Source organism: Solirubrobacter ginsenosidimutans (assembly GCF_027587205.1).
The window spans coordinates 37,003-57,045 of record NZ_JAPDOD010000018.1; the positions used below are offsets into that span (position 1 = coordinate 37,003).

Here is a 20,043-nt window from a genome sequence, read left to right on the forward strand (position 1 = left end):
GCGGCGACACCTCGTCGTCATCGAGCCCGGCGAGAGCAAGGTTGATCGTGTACAGCACGATCAACTTGACGTTCGCGCCGCAGGTCGGCGCGATTCGTCGCGCGCGCCGCACGGGCCTCGCGCTCGTGGCGCTCGTTCTGGCGGGCTTCTTCGCGCCCGGCGCCGCGCTCGCCGCGCGCGAAACCGCGTGCCGGACGACCACGGTCAGCGTCGTGGCCGGGGCGAGCGCGACGCTGAAGCTGGACTGCCGCGTCGGTTCGCGCGACCGGGTCGCCGGCAGCCGCGGGCGCAAGGCGACGACGATCGCGGTGAAGCCGGCGCGCGGGTCGCTGGGCAAGCTCACGGCGAAGACCGGGCGGGTGGTCTACACGGCGAAGACGGTGGGGCGGGACGTGGTCCGCTACGGGCTGACCGCTCGCGACGGGGGGCGCTACCGCGGGGCGATCGTGATCCGCGTGACGGGCAGGCCGGTCGTGCCCGCGCCGTTCCCGGCTCCCGCACCGTTCGCCACGCCTGAGCCCACCGCGACACCGACACCGACCCCGACGCCGACGGTCACGCCCGGCGACGGCCTGCCGGAGGTGCTGCCGCCCGTACCCGCCTCGGTCGCCTCGACCACCCGAGCCTGGGTTCCCACCGCCTATGACACGTGCCCCGCCGCGCTGCACGATCGCTTCAGCGTCATCGGCCCGGACGGCAAGCGCTACCCCACCTGGCACCCGCCCACGATCACCAACCCGGCGACGGGCAAGCCCTGCACGTTCGGCCACGAGCACGGCGACGATCCGCGCACCTCCGACATCGCGCAATGGACGAGCGAGCACCTGGCCGCCGCCGGCTACGAGCCGTTCGCAGGGATCCCGTTCGGGCTCGCCGCGGAGGCCCTGAACGCGTGGGCCGACCAGCACCCCGGGACGGCGAAGCGCAGCGAGGACCACGTCGGCTACAAGGTCGACGTCGCCAACGACGTCCAGTTGCTCGGGGAGGACGGCGGCGCGCTCGGCGTCACGTGCGACTACCTCACGGTCGTCCATCAGGGCAGCCACTCACCCGACGCGCTGTCCAACAACGCGCACGAGCTGCTGTACGCGACGCGCTGCACAGACGGCACAGAGCTGATCTCGACCACGCTCAGCCGCTTCGGCGACCCGGGCCAATACGAGCGCTCGTGCGACCCCGCCACCCGCATCCAGACAACGGACAACGGCTATCCGGACGGCGACGGCGAGCGGCTGATCCCGGACCGGACCTGCGTCGAGCGCAACGTGCTCGTCCCCGCCGGACGCACGACCTCGGTCTGGGCGCTGTACGAGAAGTGGACGTCGGCCAACACGCTCACGACCGCGCAGGGCGACACGCTGGCCCGCTTCGACTCCGGGTTCGGCGTCTTCAACCCAAGCCGCTACGCCAACGCCGACAACTCGATCTCGCGCACGCTGCCGCTGTGCCGCGAGACGGCCGCCGACGGCGACCGGGCGGACGGCGTCGACTGCACGAACGCGAACCTGCTCGGCGTCACCGCCTTCGACGACCCGCGCTCGCCGTTCGACGGCACCCGCCGGGACCTCTATCTCGCGGGCACGACGGTGACCAACACGGGCGGGAACCGGCGCTACTGGACCGATCCGTACGGCGGCAACGCTTCCACGACGCCGTTTGCCGGAGGGGTCTGCCAGCTCGTCTCCAGCACCGGGAACCCGGGCCAGAAGACGAGCGGGCAGGTGTTCGGACGCAACAAGAGCTTCGACGCGGACGGGGTCCACGCGCCGAACTGACGCTCAGCGACGGAGGCTGCGGCGGCGGCGCTCGGCGTCGATGGCTTGGGCGAGGTGGACGGTCAGGAGGGAAGTCATGGCGCCGAGCTTGCGCGGCACCGCTGACAGCGCGCTTTCACCGTCCTGACACCCGCCTGCCGGATAGGCTGACAGGGGAGCGGTGGCGGTCGAATTCCTCATCCTGGGGCGTCTTGAGATCCGCCATGACGGACGCTCGCTGGCCGTGTCCGGCGCGCGCCGGCGGGCCCTGCTCGCCGCGCTGCTGCTGCGTGCCGGCGCGCCGCTGAGCTCGGACTGGCTGATCGAGGCGCTCCGTGGCGACGGTCCGCCCCTCAGCCCCAACGCCCTGCAGGTGACCGTCTCGCGGGCGCGCCGCGACCTCGGCCCGCTCGCGGATCGCCTCAAGACGGAGGCGCGGGGCTACCGGCTCGTGGTGGAGCCCGGGGAGCTCGACGCGGAGTGCTTCGCCCACGGCGCGGAGGAGGCGCGGGAGCTGCTCGGCGCCGGACAGGCGGCCGAGGCTTCCAAGCTGCTGGAACACGTGCTCGCCCTCTGGCGCGGGCCGGCGCTCGCCGACATCGGCGACGAGTCGTTCGCGCAGCCTGAGGTCCGCCGTCTGGAGGAGATGCGGGTCCAGGCGCTCGAGGACCGCGTCGAGGCCGAGCTCGAGCTCGGGCATCACGCGGACGTCGCGAGCGAGCTCGAAGCGCTCGTCGCCGAGCACCCGCTCCGCGAGCGCCTGCGCGGCCAGCAGATGCTCGCGCTCTACCGGCTCGGCCGCCACACCGAGGCGCTCGCGACCTACCGCGACCTGCGCGAGCGCCTCGCGGACGAGCTGGGCCTGGAGCCCGGCGGCGAGCTGCGCGAGCTCGAGCAGGCGATCCTCACCCACCAGGTCCCGAGCCGCAGCCAGGCGCTTCCCGCCTCGCCGACGCCGACCTTCGGACGCGAGCTCGACCTGCGCCGGATCGCGGAGCTGTTGCACACCGACGGCATCCGCCTGCTCACGCTCACCGGCCCGGGCGGGGTGGGCAAGACGCGGCTCGCGGTCGAGCTCGCGCGGGCGCTGGACGCCCGCTTCGTCTCGCTCGCGTCCGTCGGCGGCGCACAGCAGGTCGCGCCCGCCATCGCCGACGCGCTCGACATCGCCCGCGTCCCCGGCGAGCCGGCCGAGGAGGCGCTGCACCGCGCGCTCGCCGCGTCCGAGACACGCGTCGTCCTCGACAATCTCGAGCACCTCCCGGACGCTGCGCCGGTCATCGCCGGCCTGCTGGAGCGCGCGCCGCGGCTGACCATCCTCGCCACGAGCCGCCAGCCGCTCGGCCTCAGCGCGGAGCATCGCTTCCCGGTCGGCGCGCTCGAGCTGCCCGCCGCGATCCGGCTGTTCGAGAGCCGTGCCCGCGCGCGCGGCATCGCCCTCACCGAGGCCGACGACGCGGCGGTCGCCGATCTCTGCGCGCGCCTCGGCGGCCTCCCCCTGGCGATCGAGCTCGCCGCCGGGCGCCTCGGCGTCCTCGACCCGGCCGGCCTGGTGGCGCGGTTGGGCGACGCGCTCTCCCTGCTCGGCCCCGGCCCGTCGGACGCGCCCGCCCGCCAGCGCACCGTCCGCGCCACGCTGGATTGGAGCTATGACCTGCTCTCGGCGCAGGAGCGCGACGCCTTCACGGCGCTGGGCGCGGTCGCGGGGAGCTGCGACCTGGCCGCCGCCGAGGCGATCACCCTCGCCGACCTCCCGGTCCTCGACGCGCTCGTCGACAAGAGCCTCCTCACCGCGTCTCGCGGGCGGCTGGCGATGCTCGAACCGGTGCGGCAATACGCGGCGGCGCGGCTCGACAGCCGCGACGACGCGGGAGCCGTCCGCAAACGGCATTTCGAGCACTACGTCGCCCTGCTCGAACGCACGCGCCGCGAGCTGTGGGGGCGCGGACGAGCCTCGGACTCCTTCGACGAGGTCCACCGTGAGCGCGACAACTTCCGGCTCGCTCTCGCGGCGGCCGGCGCGAGCGCGGACGGCGTCAGACTGGCCGGCGCGCTGGACACCTACTGGTGGGTGGTGAGCGCCGAAGCCGAGGCGCGCGCAGCGTACGAGTGGGTGCTGGCGGCGCCGCCACACGGCACCCCCGAGGACATCGCGCGGGCGCGGCTCGGGTGGGCGCGGCGGATGCATCCCGACGCGCCGGAGGCGCTCGCCGAGGCGACACTGGCGCTGCAGACCTACCGCGCGCTCGGCGACGAGGAGGGCATCGCCCAGGCGCTGCTGCGCCTCAGCAACTCGCACGGCATGGCGGACGATCGCGACGCCGCCTTCGCGGATGCCCGCGAGGCGCTCGAGCACGCGCGGGCAGCCGGCGACGAGACGCTCGCGGGCTTCGCGCTGACCCACATGGCGATCGCCACCGTGCGGATCGAGGACGCCCTGCCGCTGCTCGACGAGGGCGTCGCGGCGCTCCGTCGCGGCGGCGCCATCAGCCGGATTCCCGGCGCCCTCTCGACGGTCGGGTTCTACGCGACCCTGTCGGGGGAGCACCAGCACGCGCGCCGCCTGTTCGCCGAGGCGCTGACGGCCGCGCACGAGGTCCGCAGCCCGTACCTGGAAGCGCTCGTCCAGGGCAACGCCGCGCTCAACGCGCTGGTCAGCGACCGCTACGACGAGGCTCGTGAGGCGTTCAGCGCGCAGCTGCACGTCGCCTCGGCGAACGCCTTCGTGACGTTCTACTTCGAGAGCTTCCTCGGCTTCTCCGCGCTCGCCGCGCTGGAAGGCCGGCCCGAGCTCGCCGCCGCGCTCGACGCGGCGGCGTGGGAGCACACCGACCGCCCGGTCGCCCCGAGCGAGCAGCCGATCTACGACGCCATCGACGCGAAGTACCTCGCACCGCTGCGGGAACGGGTCGGCGCGCCGGAGTGGGAGCGCCTCGCCTCCCGCGGGCGCGGGCTGACCGTCGCCGAGGCGATCGAGCTGGCCGCGCCTGAAGCGTTCACACCTGTGGCGATCCCGTAAAGCGGGGTTGTGGGCGGCGGCGGCCGCGTCCAGAGTGCCGATCCGGCCGGTCCATGTGCGGCGGGCCAGCCTCTGCCTCGGTCGGAAGGACCCGTCGTCATGCGTCTCGTCGCACTCTGGATCGCCTGCTTCTTCGCCCTCGCGGTGCCCGCGGCCGCGGCGCCCGACCCCGGGCGCTGGGAGCGCGTCGGGTTCCTAGAGCGCCCCGCCGAGATCGAGGGCGGCTCGAGCTTCGTGCCCGAGATCGTGGACACGAGCCCCGACGGCAACACGCTCGTGACCACGTTCGGCGAGGCCGGGTTCGCGTGGATCGACATCACCGACCCGACGAAGCCGAAGCTGACCGAACGCGAGACGCCCGGCGGCTACATCACCTCCGTCAACGTCACGCCGGACGCCAAGTACCTGCTGGTGACCGCCAAGCGCGCGGGCTCGACGGGCTCCTTCCTCGCGGTCTACGACATGGCGACGCACGCGCGCATCCGCGCCTTCACGCTGCCGGAAGGACCCGACGGCGTCGCCATCTCCCCGGACGGCCACTACGCCGTCGTGGCGATCGAGAACGAGAGCGACCGCGCGACGCCCGGCTCGCTGGTGATCTTCACGCTCTCCGGCGCGCCGGCCACGTGGACGCAGGAGAACGTGCCGGTCGTGCTCGACGCGACGTTCGCCACCAACACCGACCCGCAGCCGGAGTTCGTCGACATCGCGGCGGACAACACCGCGATCGTGAGCCTGCAGGAGAACAACGGCTACGCGGTGCTCGACATCCCGCACGCGCGCATCACCCGCACGTTCGGCGCCGGCGACACCGACCAGCTGACGCTCGGCAGCGGGACCGACACCGCGTTCGACGTGCCCTTCAGCGCGCCGCGCGAGCCCGACGAGGTCGCGTGGACGCGCGACGGCCGGCACTTCCTCGCCGCCAACGAGGGCGAGGGCGGCGACGGCGGTCGTTCGGTCACCGTGTACGACCGCGACGGCAACGTCACGTGGGACTCGGGCAACGGCTTCGACAAGGGCCTCGCCGAGCGCGGGCAGTACCCGAGCTTCCGCAGCAAGGGCTCCGAGCCCGAGGGCGTCGACATCGCCACGATCGACGGGGTCGACTGGGCGATCGTCGGCTCCGAGCGCGGGTTCGCCGTCCAGTTCTACGACATCACCGACCCGGCGGCCCCGGTGCTGCGCCAGTCCGTGACCTCCGGCGGCCCGGAGCCCGAAGGCGTCATCCTGGTGCCGCAGCGGCGCCTGGCGATCTCGCCTGACGCCAACGCCGGCCCCGGCGGCTGGTCGATCTACCAGCTGCGCCCGCGCGACTCGGCTCCGGGCCCGCATCGCCAGGTGCGCGTCCCCGGCGCGTACTTCCACGGCACGCAGGCGCTCGGCACCGGCCCCGACGGCAGCTTCACGATCGCGACCGCCGACGAGACGGTTCGCCTCGCGTCGGTCGATCCGACAGCGGGCGCGGACCTCGGCGAGGCACGCGGCACCACGATGCGCTCCGTCACGCTCAACGGCGACCCGGTCTTCGCCGACGGCTTCTCGCTCGACGCGACGTACGACGCGCTGACCGGCGGATCGTGGGTCGTGAAGGGCGGCCAGCCGAGCCAGCTCTGGCGCGTCAGCCGCAGCGGTGCGGCGAAGCCGGTCGCGCTTCCCGATCCCGCCGGCCCCTGGGCGATCTATGCCGGCGTCGTGGCGAGCCCGGACGGCAGGACGGTCTATGTCTCCGCCTGGGACCAGGACCGCGACACGACCCGGCCGACCGGCACCGGCCGCATCTACGCGCTCGACGTCACCAGCGGCGCGGTCCGCACGCTCACGCGCGACGTGGGCGAGGACATGCCGGCCGACGTGGCGCTGACGCCGGACGGCGATCTGCTGTTCCTCGACATCGCGGCCGGCAATGTGGGCCGGTTGCGGCTCGCCAAGGTCGCGGGCGTGCCGGACGGCACGAAGGTCGCGACGATCGACGCCGGCCAGCTGGCGCGCCTCGCGGGGGACGGCGTCGACCCGCGGCTGTCCGTCGACGGCGTCGGCCGCGTGTGGACGCTGAACCGCTGGGGCGAGCTGTCTGACTCCGGGCGGCGCTTCCCGCGCACGCAGGTCGAGCCGGGAGCGGCGACCGGGCTGCCCGCGCCGGCGCCGATCCACGAGCTCGACGGCCTCGTGCCCGTCTTCCGCCCAGACGTCGGCGTGCGTGACGGCGACCGGCTCTACGTGACCGGGCTCGACGCGTTCGGCGGCCGCGCGGTCTGGGCGCGGGCATCCCGCGGCGCCGCGCTGTTCACTACAGGGACCGGGGTGCCGGTGGGTCAGGCGCCCGCGGTCGAGGGAACGGTCAGCGAGGCCGTGCCGGACGGCTCCGGCGGCTTCTTTCTCGGCGGTGAGAACCTCGCGCATCTGCGCGCCGACGGGACGGTCGATCCGGCCTTCGCCCCGGCGCTCGACGGGCCGGTCACCGCGCTCGCGGTGGACGGTGGGCGGGTGTTTGTCGCCGGCGCGTTCGGCTTGACCGCCCTGGACGCGTCGACCGGGGCGCCCGTGGCGGCCTGGGCCGGCGCGGCCCAGCCCGATGGGCCGGTGACCGCCCTGGTCGCCGGCGGCGGCTTCGTCTATGCCGCGGGCAGCTTTGCGACGCTCGGAGCGGGCGCGCACGCCGGCGTCGGGCGGGTGAGCGCCGCGAGCGGCGAGGTCGATGCCGGCTGGACGCCGCAACTCACCGGCTCGGCCGCGGCGGGCGACGTGCTCGCGCTCGGTTCCGACGGCCTCTACCTCGGCGGGCGCTTCACCGCGGTCTCCGGCACCGCGCGCCAGGGCCTCGCTCTGCTGCACACCGATGGCAGCGTCGACACGGCGTTCGTCCCGGCGTTCCGCGGCAACAACCCGACGCGCATCGGCGGCATCGCGTTGGGCGGCGGGCGGCTCTACGTCGCCAGCCAGAACGTGCTGCTCGGCCAGCCGGACAACAGCATGCGCCTCGGCGCCGTCGATGCGGCCACCGGCGCGTTGGACACGGGCTTCGCCGCGCCGACCGGCTTCGTGAGCGCGCCCTCGCCCGGTGGAACACCGATGGCGTATTCCGACGGTCAGATCTATGCCCGCACGACCGGCGGCGATCTCGAGGTCTCGCGCTTCGACGGTGCGACGGGCGCGTTCGACTCGCGCTGGCGGCCGGCGGTGCAGGGCTTCTACGGCGAGGGCGCGGACGTGACCGCGCTCGCCGTGGGCGACGGCGCCGCGTTCGTCGGCGGCGTCTTCGAGATCGCCGGGGTCGAGCGGGCGATCGGCGCGATCGACCTCACCACCGGCAAGCTCGATCCGGACTTCAACGCGGGCGCGGCCCGCGGCACGAAGCTGGCGGCGGCCGCCGGGTGGCTCTACTACCTCGACGAGACCGCCGGCCGGCTGCGCCGCGTCGACGGCCGCACCGGCGCTCCGGACGGCAGCTACTCGCTGCAGGTCGTGGGCGGCGTGTCCGGCCTGACCGCGGTCGGGGACCGGATCTACGTCGCGGGGACCCTGAGCTTCATCGGCGGCGAGCCCGCCGACGGCGTCGCGGCGCTGGATGCCGCGACCGGTGCGGTCGACCCCGCGTTCAAGCCCACCATCTCCGGCGGTGTGAGCGCCGTCGTCGCGCGCGGCGACTCGGTCTGGCTCGCGGGTGCGTTCACCAGGGTCGGCGGGGTTGATCGGCCCGGGCTCGCGCAGGTGTCCGCAGCGACCGGCGCCGTGCGCGCGGCCTTCAACGCGCCGAGCGCAGGAGCCGGCGTCAGCTCCCTGGTCCTGGCCGGCAACCGGCTCTACGCCGGCGGGGACTTCACGACCGTCGCCGGCACCCCGCACGCGGTTGTCGCCGCCTTCGACGCGACGACCGGTTCGCTCGACCCGCGGTTCGCGCCGAAGCTGCGCACCGGCTACGGGCTGCTCGTCCACGGCGGGCGGCTGATCGTCGCCGGCGCCACGGTCGAGGGCGACGCGACGGTCGACGGGCTCGCGGCGCTGGACCTCGTCACCGGCGCCGTCGATCCCGCGTTCCTCCCCGACCTGCCGCAGTTCGCCGAGCCGACCGCCCTCGCGAGCTACGGGACCAAGCTCCTGACGGTCGGCGCGTCGGGCGCGTTCGAGATCGGTTCGCTGGCCGTGCTCACGTTCGACGTCGCCGCACCGGCGAACATCAGTGCGCCGAAGATCACCGGCACGGCGGTCGCGGGGCAGACGGTCACGTGCGAGCCGGGCGTCTGGCGCAACTCGCCGACCGCCTTCGCGGTGCGCTGGCTGCGCGACGGCGTCGCGGCCGGCGCGGGCGAGCAGCGCACGCTGACGGCCGGCGACGCGACCCACACGCTCGTGTGCGAGGTCGTGGCGAGCAATGCCGCGGGCGCGAGCACGGCGGTGGTGAGCGCGGGCGTGGGGGTCGCGGCCGCGCCGGCGGACGTCGCCGACGACGATCCGCTCCCGCAGCACGAGCCGGTCCCGGCCGCGACACCGACGCCGATGCCCGCGCCACTCGTCGTGCTCGACGGAGGTCGCGGGAAGCCCGCGCCGCGCGGGGTCACGTCGATCCGCTCGGCGCGGCGCAAGGGTGCTCAGCTGACCGTCGCGCTGCGCTGCGCGGCGGGTGGGTGCGCCGGCCGGCTCACCGTCAGCTGGCGGGTGCACGGACGCACGACCCGGATCGCCGCGAACGTCAAGTCGGCGCAGGTCACGCTGCGGCTCTCACGCGCGCAGTCGCGCGCTTTGACGGGGGTGAAGAAGGTGACGGTGACGGTGGGCCGGGTCCACCGCACCGTCGCCGTGGGGCGGTAGCTCGGGTCGCACGTCGCTCGATCAGGTTCGCGCTCGCGACGCGAGCGTCGAGTTTCTCGCGCTCTGCCCACGAAAGTCAGCTCCCGGTCACCGACCGCGCCGCCTGAGCTCCGCCAGGTGGCGCAGGCCGGTCATCGACGGCTGGAAGAGGTAGTCGCCGCCGCGCAGCGTGACGAAGCGTGGCTGGGGTTTGAGGAAGAAGGGCGGGCGGCCTTGGATCGTCATCTTGCCCTGCGTGCCGTGCGGCTCGCCGACCAGGAAGTCCTTGTCGCGCCCGAGGCCGAACGGGTCGCCGTCGTCGATCCAGAGCGCCTGGATCGTCTCGAACTGGCGCCAGAGGTCGGCCTGGAAGCAGACGAAGATCAGGCCGCGCTCGACCCCGTCGTCCTCCAGCACGCCGGGCGGGAGCGGTGGGCCGTAGGGGCGGCCGCGCCGGACGATCCGGTGGCGGTTGGTGAGCCGGCCACCGAAGAAGCCTTCCGCGTCGCGTGGGTTCGCGCGGCGAATGTGGGCGCCGAGCGGGCAGCGCTCACCGAGCGGGTCGTCCGCGTAGCCGAAGTCGTTGATCCGCCGCTGGTCGGAGGCGACGGCGGCGTCTGGATGGTCGGGGGAGACCGCGAGCGGGGTGCCGTCCGGCCAGCGGCCGACGATCTTCGCCGCGAGCTGGAGCGGGCCGCCCGGATACCCGGCGCCGGCGACATAGCGGCGAAACGCGGCGGTGTCCATCGCCAGCTTGCGGTAGACGACGAACGTGCCGTTGCGGTCGAACGGGGGAGCCGGGGCGGCGGGCACGCGGCCGTCCTCGTCGACGTAGCCGAGCACGATCTCGCCGGTGGCCAGCTCGCGCCACCCGCCGGCGCCGTCGGGCTGACCGTCGCCCGGCCGCGGCTCGACGCCCGCGCCGGCGACCGCCGGCTGCGCGATGCCGTCGAAGAAGCCGAAGTGGTCGGTGCCGCCGAGCAGCGACTCGGCGCGCTGCAGGTGCACCAGTTCGACGCCGTTCTCGACGTCCGCCGCCAGGATCGAGGCCAGCGCCGCCCGCAGCCGGTCGGCGTCGACGGCGTGCACGGTCACGAGCACGTGCGCGTCGGAGAACTCCCACTGCGAGGGCGCGCTCGGCCCGCGGTCGCCCAACCGTTCGGCGCGCGCCGCCATCCCTTCGCGGAACGCCTCCGGAAAGGACGCCAGCACCGGGTCGGAGAGCCCCAGCGCGGACAATCCGGCGAACGTGAACGCGACGTTCATCGCCGCTTCCGGCCGCGACGTCCAGGGCTGCGCGGTCATCACCTGCGGCAGCATCCGCGTCATCAGCGCGCACGCGCGCTCGACGTCCACGATGCGCAGCCACAGGTAGGCGGCGGCCGGCATCGTGTACCCGCGCAGGACGTTGCCCTGGATGTCCGCAAGATCGATGCGCGCCGCCTGACCCGCTCGGCGGGGGACGTTCGTTGGCCGCCGCGGCATCAGAAGGTCGAGCGGAACCGGGCCTGCAGCGCGGCGGCGTCGAGACCCTGCGCCTCGACGGCGAAGTCGATCACGCGCTCGCGCAGCTCGACCGCGGAGCGCACGTCGGCGACCGTGGCCTCCGGGATCGCCGACTGAAAGAGCCCGGGTCGCGCTTGGAGCGAACGCACGTAGGCGCGGAACGCCGCGGTGTCCGCCCGCCCGGGGTAGCCGGCGCAGCGCCCCCACCACTCGTCGCACTCCGGCACCACCGACGCCAGCGCGTCGAGGTACGGATCCAGCGGGCCGTCGATCGTGCTCGTGAACACCAGATGAGCATTTTGCAGCACGTCGGTGTGCCGCTGCTCCGGTCCCTGGTGGACGAGCTGCCGGAAGAGCTGCACGCGGGCGGTGTGCAATGTCGGCAGGCGGGCGAACGGGCTCTCGGCGCCGCGCGGCAGCGCCGCCAGATACGCCTCCAGCTCATCGGCGCAGCCGGGCAGCACGCGCGCGAACGTCGTCAGCGCGTAGGCGCCGCCGACGCGATGCCCGCGCTCAGAGATGCGCCTGCGCATCCGACAGGAACGCCTCCCACGCGGCCTTGAAGGCCTCCGGGCTCAGGTGCTCGGCGTCGCGCCGCAGCGCCTCGATGCGCTCGCGGACCGCCAGCGCGTTCAACACGTCGCGTGTGGACACGTCGGAATGCGCGCAGTAGTAGGTCCCGCCCTCCATCGAATTGCAGGCGATCCACGCCTTCAACGGCTCCGACGGCGGCGGCGCCGGAAAGCCCGGCCCGCGCCCCCACGTGAGGCGGATGTCGTGCGGGATCACGTACGCGAAGGCGTCGATGTAGTCCTGCCACGGCCCGTCGAAGTTGCTCTCGAAGAACAGGTACGGGTAGTGCAGCGACTCGCCGTCGAGGCGTCCGACGACCGTCCAGCGCACGAACTTGATGAAGTCGAACTGCAGGATGTGGCGCCGCATGAACGGCAGATGGCGCGTGACGGGGAGCCCGATCCTCAGCAGCCACAGCCACTGACGGCGGATCGGGGTGAACAGGGTGAGCCCGGTCATGCGACCGAGCTCATTGCCTGCGGGCGGAGCTATTTGCGGTCCCAGATCTCCCGGCCTTCGGCCTGGCGCTTGATGTGGCGCTCGGACGCGTACTGCTCGTAGTACTCGATCTCCGGGTGCGAGAACTGCACCCAGATGCCGGGCAGGTGGAAGGCGTCGGTGTGCGCGGGGAAGCGCCCGTAGGTCTCCACCAGGTAGCGGCAGATCTCCTTCGTGTACTCGATCGCCTCGGCCGGCGGGTGGCCGGCGTGCTTCATGTACGTCTGCGCGGTCGCCTCGTCCTTGTAGGCCTGCGCGAACACCTTCGCGTCCGCGTAGGTCCCGCCCGGGCCGAACTTCTCCTCGAGCACCTGGTCGACGGCCGCGTCCATGTCGGTCACGTAGGGCGGGCACAGACCCTCGAGCACGCCGTCGATGCCGACGTAGTTCGGCTGCGACGCCGGCACCGGCGGCCAGCGCTTCCAGCGCGAGTCGAAGGTCTTGGCGCTGTACTGCCGGAACCCGAGGCCGAGGATGCCCTTGGCGGGATCGCGCTCCCACACGTGCGGGATCATCGGCGCGCCGTGCACCCACCCGCCGAGCCGCAGCGCCTCGCCGGTGAGCATCAGGTTCTGGAAGAGGAAGTGCGCCTCGTAGTCGGTGCGCACGGTCGTGATCGAGCCCATCGGGGCGGGCGTGTCGACGCTCGCGAAGCCGCCCCGCGCGCGCTTGAGGCCGCCGATCGGCTGATACGGGATCGGATCGACGAGGCCGATCTTCGCCGCCGCCCACGCGGCCCACTCCATCGCGTTCGACGGCCGGAACGGCTGCCAGTCGTCGATGAACAGCGGGACCTTGCCGTGCGGCTCCGACAGCAGGATCAGCATCACGTTGATGTACTGGCGCGTGTTGTCGACCACCGGCAGGAAGCACGTGGTGCCCGGCGCGTTGGTCATCTGGCCGTTCCAGCCCAGGAAGTACGGCCACTGCTTCTCCGGGAACGCGAAGCGCCCGTCGTAGACCTTGCGCTTGACGGCGTTCGCGAAGGAGAGCCAGTCGTCCTCCGTCCGGTCCTCCCAGCGCGGCGGGATCTGCGTGAAGAGATCCACCGCCGCCTGGCCGCGCGGGCGCTCGATCAGCCACACGCCCTCGTCGTTGATCATGAAGAACGACGTCGCCTGCGCGTTGTCGGCGCTGGAGGCGGCGCGGCCGGCGACCTCGAGGAACATCGTGCCGAGCTCGGCGGAGCCGTCGGGCTTCTGGGTCGGACCGTCGTGCATGACCGCGCCGGTGACGCTGGTCGAGGCGATCAGGATCGCCTCCTCCAGCGGCGTCAGCGGCGACGGCTGGTTCGAGCTCTTGTAGGGCTGTGCACCGTGCTCGAGGGACACGCCCTGGGCCACGCGGCGGGTGCGCCGGTCCTGCAGGGCCGAGGTCAGCGGGTAGCTGAAGAGGTCCTGCAGGCCCTTGTGGCCCGTGCCCGCGGCGGGGGAGTCGTCGGCGGTCGTGCTCATCTAGTTGTGCTTCTCCAGCTCGGCGAGGGCGGTCGGCCACACGTCGCGTTCGGCATTGGTGCCCAGCCACAGGTCCAGGTGGGCGTAGTCGGAGATGACGTGCTGCGTGTAGTTCCCCGGGCCATGGGCACGCCGCAACGTGTCATAGGTGCGCTGCAAGCCCTTCGGGACGAACATCTTGTTGTGCTCGCCGGTGATGAAGTTGATCGGGAACTTGAAGTTGTCGAGGTTCGCGAGGTAGGCGTCGCGGCCGCGGGCGTCGCGGGCGGCGCCGGCGCGGATCATCAGTGAGATGTGCTCGAAGAACGTGATGTTGCCGTTGCCGAAGAAGCTCGGCACGGCCTGCTCCATCGTCGGCTGGTTGATGTTCTCGTAGTCGAACACGTCGCCGTAGATGAAGTAGATCCGCCGCGCGACCGGGTTGTCGTAGACGTGGCGGAACGGGACCACCTTCATGACCCGCTCGATCAGCTTGCCGTCCCACGCCGTCGGGTCGTAGTCGGTGTTGAGGCCCTTGATCCCCAGCGTCTTGAAGATCGTGGCCATGCGGGCCCAGGCGCGCGCCTGGTTGCCCGGCGTGGGGATCGGGTGGCCAGCGAGCGAGCTGAACGTCGCCGAGCGCAGGCCCTGCATCCCGCCGCCGACCGCCATGAAGAGCGAGAGCCCGCCCACGCAGTGCCCCATCGCCTGGACCTCGTCCTGCCCCGTCTCGCGGCGGACGGTGTCGACCGCGGCCGGCCAGTCGCGCATGGCGATGTCGTCGACCGTGAACTGCGTGAAGCTCGACGGCAGGTCCGGGCTGGCGCGGTAATCCAGGAGCCAGACGTCATAGCCGTGCTCGCCGAGGTACTGGACCCAGTTCTTCGGGACAGTGTCGATGGCGAACGCCCGGGCGGCGTTCCCATACCCGGGCGCGAGGATCAATGGACCCTTGGTCCCGAACTTGTAACGGGTGAGCCGAACCGCCGTGCCGTCGGAGGTGGGCACGGAGTGCACCTCGGCCGGGGGCAGCGGGGCCGCAACGGTCGCGGACTGCATCTCAGGTTCCTTCGCTCGCGTGCAGAGATGCGTGTTCTACCGGCCGTTCGTTCAGAAATGCAAGCCCGAAGGGTCAGGAGGGGTGTACAACACGCACATGCAAGCCGCCATGGACCGGCTCGAGCGCCTCGTGGCTCGCCGCCGGCGTCTCGTCCTCGGCATCTGGATCGGCCTCCTCGTCGTCGCCGTGCCGTTCGCCTCCCAGCAGACGAAGAACCTCACGGGTGGTGGTTTCGAGAACAAGGGCTCGGGTTCGCAGCTGGCCGCGGAGGAGCTCAAGGACATCCCGGGTGCGCAGTCCGAGACGCTGGCGGTGGTGTTCGACAACCGCAAGCTGCAGGCCGGCGAGCTCGCCGTCGCGCTGGCTGAGGTGCGGCGCGAGGCGTTCAAGGACGTCGAGGGCGTCAAGCTCGACTACCCGGCCTATCTGAAGGCGCGGGGCGAGCAGGATCAGCCGATCGTCGTGATGCCCCTCAAGGTCACCGCCTCGCGTGACCAGGCCGTCGACGACGCGGCCCAGATACGGCTCAACCTGGGCATCGACGACCAGAAGGACGCGACGGTGCCGCTGCACCTCGTCGGCCAGGGCGCGCTCTGGGCGGGCATGCAGGAGCTCTCCAAGCAGGACCTCGAGCAGGCCGAGTTCATCGGCCTGCCGATCGTCCTGATCGTGTTGCTGGTCGTGTTCGGCTCGCTGGCGGCCGCCGCGCTCCCGCTGGCGCTCGGCGTCGTCTCGGTGACGCTCACCGGCGCGGTCGTCTACTTCCTCTCGCAGACGATGGAGATGTCGATCTTCGTCACCAACATGGCTTCGATGCTCGGCATCGGGGTGGCGGTCGACTACTCCCTGTTCATCCTGGCGCGCTACCGCGAGGAGCTGAAGGCCGGGCTGACCCACGAGGCCGCGCGCGAGACGGCGATGCGCACCTCCGGCATGGCCGTCGTCTTCTCCGGCGTGACCGTGATCGTCGCGCTCTCGGGCCTGTTCCTGATCGACGCCAAGGTCGTGCGCTCGATGGCGATCGGCGCGATCGTCGTGGTCGCGATCGCCGTGCTGGCCGCGGTGTCGTTGCTCCCGGCGCTGATCACGATCCTCGGCCGGCGGGTGAGCGAGCCGGGCAAGATCGTCGGCAAGCTGCGGCGCAACCGGGTCGCCAAGACCGGCCCGGGCTTCTGGGAGCGCTGGACGGCGACGCTGATGAAGCGCCCGCTGCCATTCGCGATCGGCGCGACCGTGCTGATGTTGCTGATCGCCTCTCCGGCGCTCTCGCTCAAGCTCGACAACGCCGCGATCGCGCAGTTCCCGAAGGACTTCGAGACCCGGGTCGGCTTCGACCTCGCCGCGCAGGCGACCAGCGCGGGTGCGATGGGCCCGATCCAGTACGTGGTCACCGGCGCGAGCCCGGCCGAGCTGGCGCAGATCGGCGCGACGCTCAAGCAGCAGCGGGACGTCGCCCAGGTCTTGGCGCCGCTGTCCTCCAAGGACGGCCGCAGGACGCTCTTCACGATCGTGCCGGCCAAGGCGCCGGAGAGCGCCGAGACCTACGCCCTCGTCGATCGGCTGCGCGACGCGCCGCTGCCGGCGGGCGCCACCGCCGTGGTCGGCGGTGCGGCGGCGCAGAACCAGGACTTCTCCGCGCTCGTGAACGGCTCGCTGTGGAAGGTCGCCGTGTTCGTCATGGTCCTCTCGTTCGTCGTGCTCTTGCTCGTCCTGCGGTCGGTGATCCTCCCGATCAAGGCCGTGCTGATGAACGTGCTCTCGGTCGCCGCGGCGTACGGCGTGCTGGTGATGGTCTTCCAGTGGGGCTGGTTCGACTGGACCGGCTTCGAACACCTCGGCTACGTGCAGGCGATCACGCCCGCGCTGCTGCTGGCGATCGTCTTCGGGCTCTCGATGGACTACGAGGTCTTCATGCTCAGCCGCATCAAGGAGCGCTACCAGGCCACCGGCGACAATCGCCAAGCGGTGGCGCAGGGCCTGTCCGCGAGCGCGAAGACGATCTCCAGCGCCGCGCTGATCATGGTCGCCGTGTTCGCGATCTTCGCGGGCACGGGCGTTCCGCAGATCAAGGAGATCGGCGTCGGCCTCGCCGTTGCGATCGCCCTCGACGCGACGGTCGTGCGCCTGATCCTCGTGCCCACGACGATGGAGCTGATGGGCAACTGGAACTGGTGGCTGCCGAAGTGGCTGGACCGGATCCTCCCGGACATGGACTTCGAGTCCTCCGGCTCCGGCGCCGCGCCCGAGGAGGCGCAGGAGGAGCCCGCCCTGGCCGCGCGGTAGCCTCGCGGGGTGGACCCCGTCGTCATCGCCGGTGGTGCCCGCTCGCCGATCGGGCGCTTCAACGGCGCGCTCTCGAAGGTCGATGCGGTGACGCTCGGCGCGCACGCCGTGCGTGCCGCGCTGGAGCGGACGGGGATGGAGCCCGACTACGTCGCGGTCGGGAACGTGCTGCAGGCCGCCAACGGGCAGAACCCCGGGCGGCGGGCGGCGCTGGAGGGCGGGGTGGAGCGCACCGTGCCCGGGATCACGCTCAACGATGTGTGCCTGGCGAGCATGAGCGCCGTCGGCCTCGCCGCCGCGATGCTTCGCGCCGAGGAGGCGACGACCGTGCTGGTGGGCGGCTTTGACTCGATGACCCGCGCGCCGCACGCGCTGCGGACCCGCCCGCCGCTGCGCATGGGCGACGCGCCGATGATCGACGTGATGGTCCACGACGGCCTCTACTGCTCGATCGCCGACGCCGGGATGGGCGCGATGTCGGACGCCGAGAACGCGCGGCTCGGGATCAGCCGTGAGGCCCAGGACGACCTCGCGGCGCGGTCGCATGCCAACGCCGCGGCCGGCGCGGAGCGGCTGGCGGAGGAGATCGCGCCGCTCGGCGACTTCGCGCTGGACGAGGGCGTGCGCCCGGAGACCACCGTCGACGTGCTCGCGCGCCTCGCGCCCGCCTTCACGCGCGAGGGGACGATCACCGCGGGCAACGCCTCGCAGGTCTCCGACGGCGCCGCCGCGGCGATCGTCACCACGAAGGACCGCGCGACCGACCCGCTCGCCGAGGTTCTCGGCCGCGCCGTCGTCGCCGGCCCGGACTCGACGCTGCACCTGCGGCCGGCCGAGGCATCCAACAAGTTGCTGGCCAAGCACGGCCTCAAGCCGAAGGACATCGCCGTGTGGGAGATCAACGAGGCCTTCGCGGGCGTCGTGCTGGCGTCCGCGCAGGCGCTCGAGATCGACCTCGACCGCATCAACGTCAACGGCGGCGCGGTCGCCCTCGGCCATCCGCTCGCCGGCTCCGGCCTGCGGCTGATCCTCACGCTGGCCTACGAGCTGCGCCGCCGCGGGGGCGGACTCGGCGTCGCGACGCTGTGCGGCGGTGGGGGCCAGGGCGAGGCCGTCCTGATCCGCGTTGCTTGACGTGCTCGTCATCGGCGCCGGGCCCTACGGCCTCGCCGCCGCCAAGGCCGCCCGCGACAAAGGGCTCGAGACCCGCGTCCTCGGCCGTCACATGTCCTTCTGGCGCGAGCACATGCCCGCGGACATGTTCCTGCGCTCCGGCCCCGACTGGCACCTCGACCCCGCGTACGAGCTGACATTGGAGCGCTTCCTGCAGCTTCACGGCGAGACGCCTGACCCGCTGCCGGTGGGCCTCTTCCTTCAGTACGCCGACTGGTTCACGCAGCAGGCCCAGATCACCGTCGAGGACGAGCGAGTGACCACGCTCAAGACCGGCTTCGAGGCCGAGCTCGAAAGCGGCGAGACGATCCGCGCCCGCCACGTGATCGCCGCTCCCGGCATCGCGCACTTCAGGCACACGCCCGCGTGGGCCGGTCCCGACGACGTGCACACCTGCGACCTGGTCGACCTCGGCGAGCTCGCCGGCGCCGACGTCCTGATCGTCGGCGGCCGCCAGAGCGCCTACGAGTGGGCCGCGCTGCTCGGCGAGCACGGCGCGCGGCGCATCGACGTCGTCCACCGCCACGCCGCGCCGCGCTTCGAGCGCGTGAGCTGGCGCTTCGTCGACCCGCTGATCGACCAGACGCTCGCCACCGACGGCTGGTGGCGCACGCTCGAGCAGGCCGAGCGCGACGCGATCGCCCGGCGCTTCTGGGAGGTCGGCAGGCTGACCCTCGAGCACTGGCTCACCCCGCGGCTCGAGCGCGCGCCGCTGCACGTGCACGAGCACACCGACGTCGTCGACCGCACCCGGCTGTCCGACGGCACAGTGATCAGCCCCGACCGAGTGGTGCTCGCGACGGGCTACAAGGCGGAGCTGGCGAAGGTCCCGTACCTCGCCGGCCTCGCGATCGAGACCCGCGACGGTTTCCCGGTCCTCGACGCGCACATGCAGACGAGCGTCCCCGGTCTCTACATCCCCGGCTTCGCCGCGACGCAGGACTTCGGACCGTTCTTCGGCTTCGTCAAGGGCGCCCCGGCCGCCGCCGAACTGATCGCTGGGAATATCGGCTGACGTTTCGACGTCACCCGCTTCATGCCCAGCGAATCTCATTCCGTCCTCATCACCGGCTGCTCTTCCGGAATCGGTCGCGAGACCGCGAAGCTCCTGGCGAGCACTGGGCGGCCCGTCTACGCCACCGCCCGAAACCGGGACTCGATCGCGGACCTCGAAGCACTCGGCTGCCGTCTGCTGGAGCTCGATGTCACCGACGAGACCTCGGCACGACGCGCTGTAGACCACGTGATCGCGAAGGAGGGCGCCGTCGGGGTCCTCGTCAACAACGCCGGCATCAACGACCTGGGCGCGATCGAGACGCTGCCGCTGGACCGCGTGCGCGCGATGTTCGAGACCAACCTGTTCGGGATGATGCGGATGTGCCAGCTCGTGCTGCCGGCCATGCGCGAGCAGGGGTGGGGACGGATCGTCAACGTCGGCTCGATGAACGGGCGCCTGACGTTCCCGGGCATGGGCAGCTACTGCGCGACCAAGCACGCGATCGAGGCCACGAGCGACGCGCTGCGCCACGAGCTCCGGCCGTTCGGCGTGCACGTGGCGCTGATCCAGCCCGGGATGGTCAAGACGGGCCTCGGCCGAACGGCGGTCGAGCGGCGCGCCGATGACCACGATGGTCCGTACACCGACTACATGGACGCCGTCGTGGAGACGACGATGACCTACCAGGACGGTCCGATGGCGCGGCTTGCGTGCGAGGCGTCCGACGTCGCCGAGACGATCGCGAGAGTGCTCGACGCCGGCGACCGCCCGCGCGCCCGCTACCGCGTCGCCGCTTCGGCCCCGCTCATGCTCGCCACACGCAAGTTGCTGCCCGATGCGGCCTTCGACGCCTTTCTGCGCACCCAGTTCCCGTCGCCCAGCCCCTCGACAATGGGCTAGCGCACGCCTTGGGGACGAGGTTATGCTCGCGCTCTGAGTTCCCCTAGACAGACAGTCGT

12 protein-coding genes are annotated in these 20,043 nt (G+C 72.4%); 7 read left to right on the forward strand and 5 right to left on the reverse strand.

Features of this window, described 5'->3' with window-relative positions; all coding sequences use genetic code 11:
- Positions 1 to 47: 47 nt before the first annotated feature.
- The 3 genes from OM076_RS18970 (at position 48) to OM076_RS18980 (ending at position 9,582) form a co-directional block, all read left to right on the forward strand.
- Positions 48 to 1,775 carry a hypothetical protein gene (locus OM076_RS18970; RefSeq protein ID WP_270041620.1) on the forward strand — a complete coding sequence of 576 codons (1,728 nt, stop codon included), beginning with the start codon at positions 48 to 50 and terminating at the stop codon, positions 1,773 to 1,775.
- Positions 1,776 to 1,935: 160 nt separating this feature from the next.
- Positions 1,936 to 4,773 (forward strand): ATP-binding protein, encoded by a 2,838-nt coding sequence (locus OM076_RS18975; protein WP_270041621.1) that lies wholly within the window; start codon positions 1,936 to 1,938, stop codon positions 4,771 to 4,773.
- A 99-nt stretch (positions 4,774 to 4,872) separates the two neighbouring features.
- Positions 4,873 to 9,582, forward strand: coding sequence for a choice-of-anchor I domain-containing protein (locus OM076_RS18980; protein ID WP_270041622.1), 4,710 nt, complete (start codon positions 4,873 to 4,875; stop codon positions 9,580 to 9,582).
- An 87-nt stretch (positions 9,583 to 9,669) separates the two neighbouring features.
- On the opposite strand, the gene OM076_RS18985 is transcribed toward OM076_RS18980, so the two are convergent.
- From OM076_RS18985 to OM076_RS19005, 5 genes are read right to left on the reverse strand one after another with little or no spacing between them, the layout of a single operon-like run.
- Positions 9,670 to 11,046: a Dyp-type peroxidase gene (locus OM076_RS18985; RefSeq protein WP_270041623.1), complete on the reverse strand. Its 1,377-nt coding sequence runs from the start codon at positions 11,044 to 11,046 to the stop codon at positions 9,670 to 9,672.
- Positions 11,046 to 11,600, reverse strand: a complete 555-nt coding sequence (locus tag OM076_RS18990) for a hypothetical protein (protein WP_270041624.1) — start codon at positions 11,598 to 11,600, stop codon at positions 11,046 to 11,048. The genes OM076_RS18985 and OM076_RS18990 overlap by 1 nt, the downstream gene beginning before the upstream one ends.
- Entirely contained in the window at positions 11,581 to 12,099 is a 519-nt protein-coding gene (locus OM076_RS18995; protein WP_270041625.1) for a hypothetical protein, read from the reverse strand. The genes OM076_RS18990 and OM076_RS18995 overlap by 20 nt, the downstream gene beginning before the upstream one ends.
- Before the next feature lie 29 nt (positions 12,100 to 12,128).
- The gene (locus OM076_RS19000) at positions 12,129 to 13,592 is read right to left on the reverse strand and encodes a hypothetical protein (RefSeq protein WP_270041626.1); all 1,464 of its coding nucleotides are present in this window, start codon (positions 13,590 to 13,592) and stop codon (positions 12,129 to 12,131) included.
- A complete protein-coding gene (locus OM076_RS19005; protein ID WP_270041627.1) occupies positions 13,593 to 14,630 on the reverse strand; it encodes an alpha/beta fold hydrolase in 1,038 nt (345 codons plus the stop codon).
- A 97-nt stretch (positions 14,631 to 14,727) separates the two neighbouring features.
- Here OM076_RS19005 and OM076_RS19010 point away from each other — a divergent pair, with 97 nt between their 5' ends.
- From OM076_RS19010 to OM076_RS19025, 4 genes are read left to right on the forward strand one after another with little or no spacing between them, the layout of a single operon-like run.
- On the forward strand, positions 14,728 to 16,914 hold the full coding sequence (locus OM076_RS19010; RefSeq protein WP_270041628.1) for an MMPL family transporter: 2,187 nt from the start codon (positions 14,728 to 14,730) through the stop codon (positions 16,912 to 16,914).
- Between the two features lie 9 nt (positions 16,915 to 16,923).
- Positions 16,924 to 18,048: an acetyl-CoA C-acyltransferase gene (locus OM076_RS19015; RefSeq protein ID WP_270041629.1), complete on the forward strand. Its 1,125-nt coding sequence runs from the start codon at positions 16,924 to 16,926 to the stop codon at positions 18,046 to 18,048.
- Position 18,049: 1 nt separating this feature from the next.
- Positions 18,050 to 19,102, forward strand: coding sequence for an NAD(P)-binding domain-containing protein (locus OM076_RS19020; RefSeq protein WP_270041732.1), 1,053 nt, complete (start codon positions 18,050 to 18,052; stop codon positions 19,100 to 19,102).
- A 21-nt stretch (positions 19,103 to 19,123) separates the two neighbouring features.
- On the forward strand, positions 19,124 to 19,984 hold the full coding sequence (locus OM076_RS19025) for an SDR family NAD(P)-dependent oxidoreductase (RefSeq protein ID WP_270041630.1): 861 nt from the start codon (positions 19,124 to 19,126) through the stop codon (positions 19,982 to 19,984).
- The last annotated feature ends 59 nt before the right edge of the window (positions 19,985 to 20,043 follow it).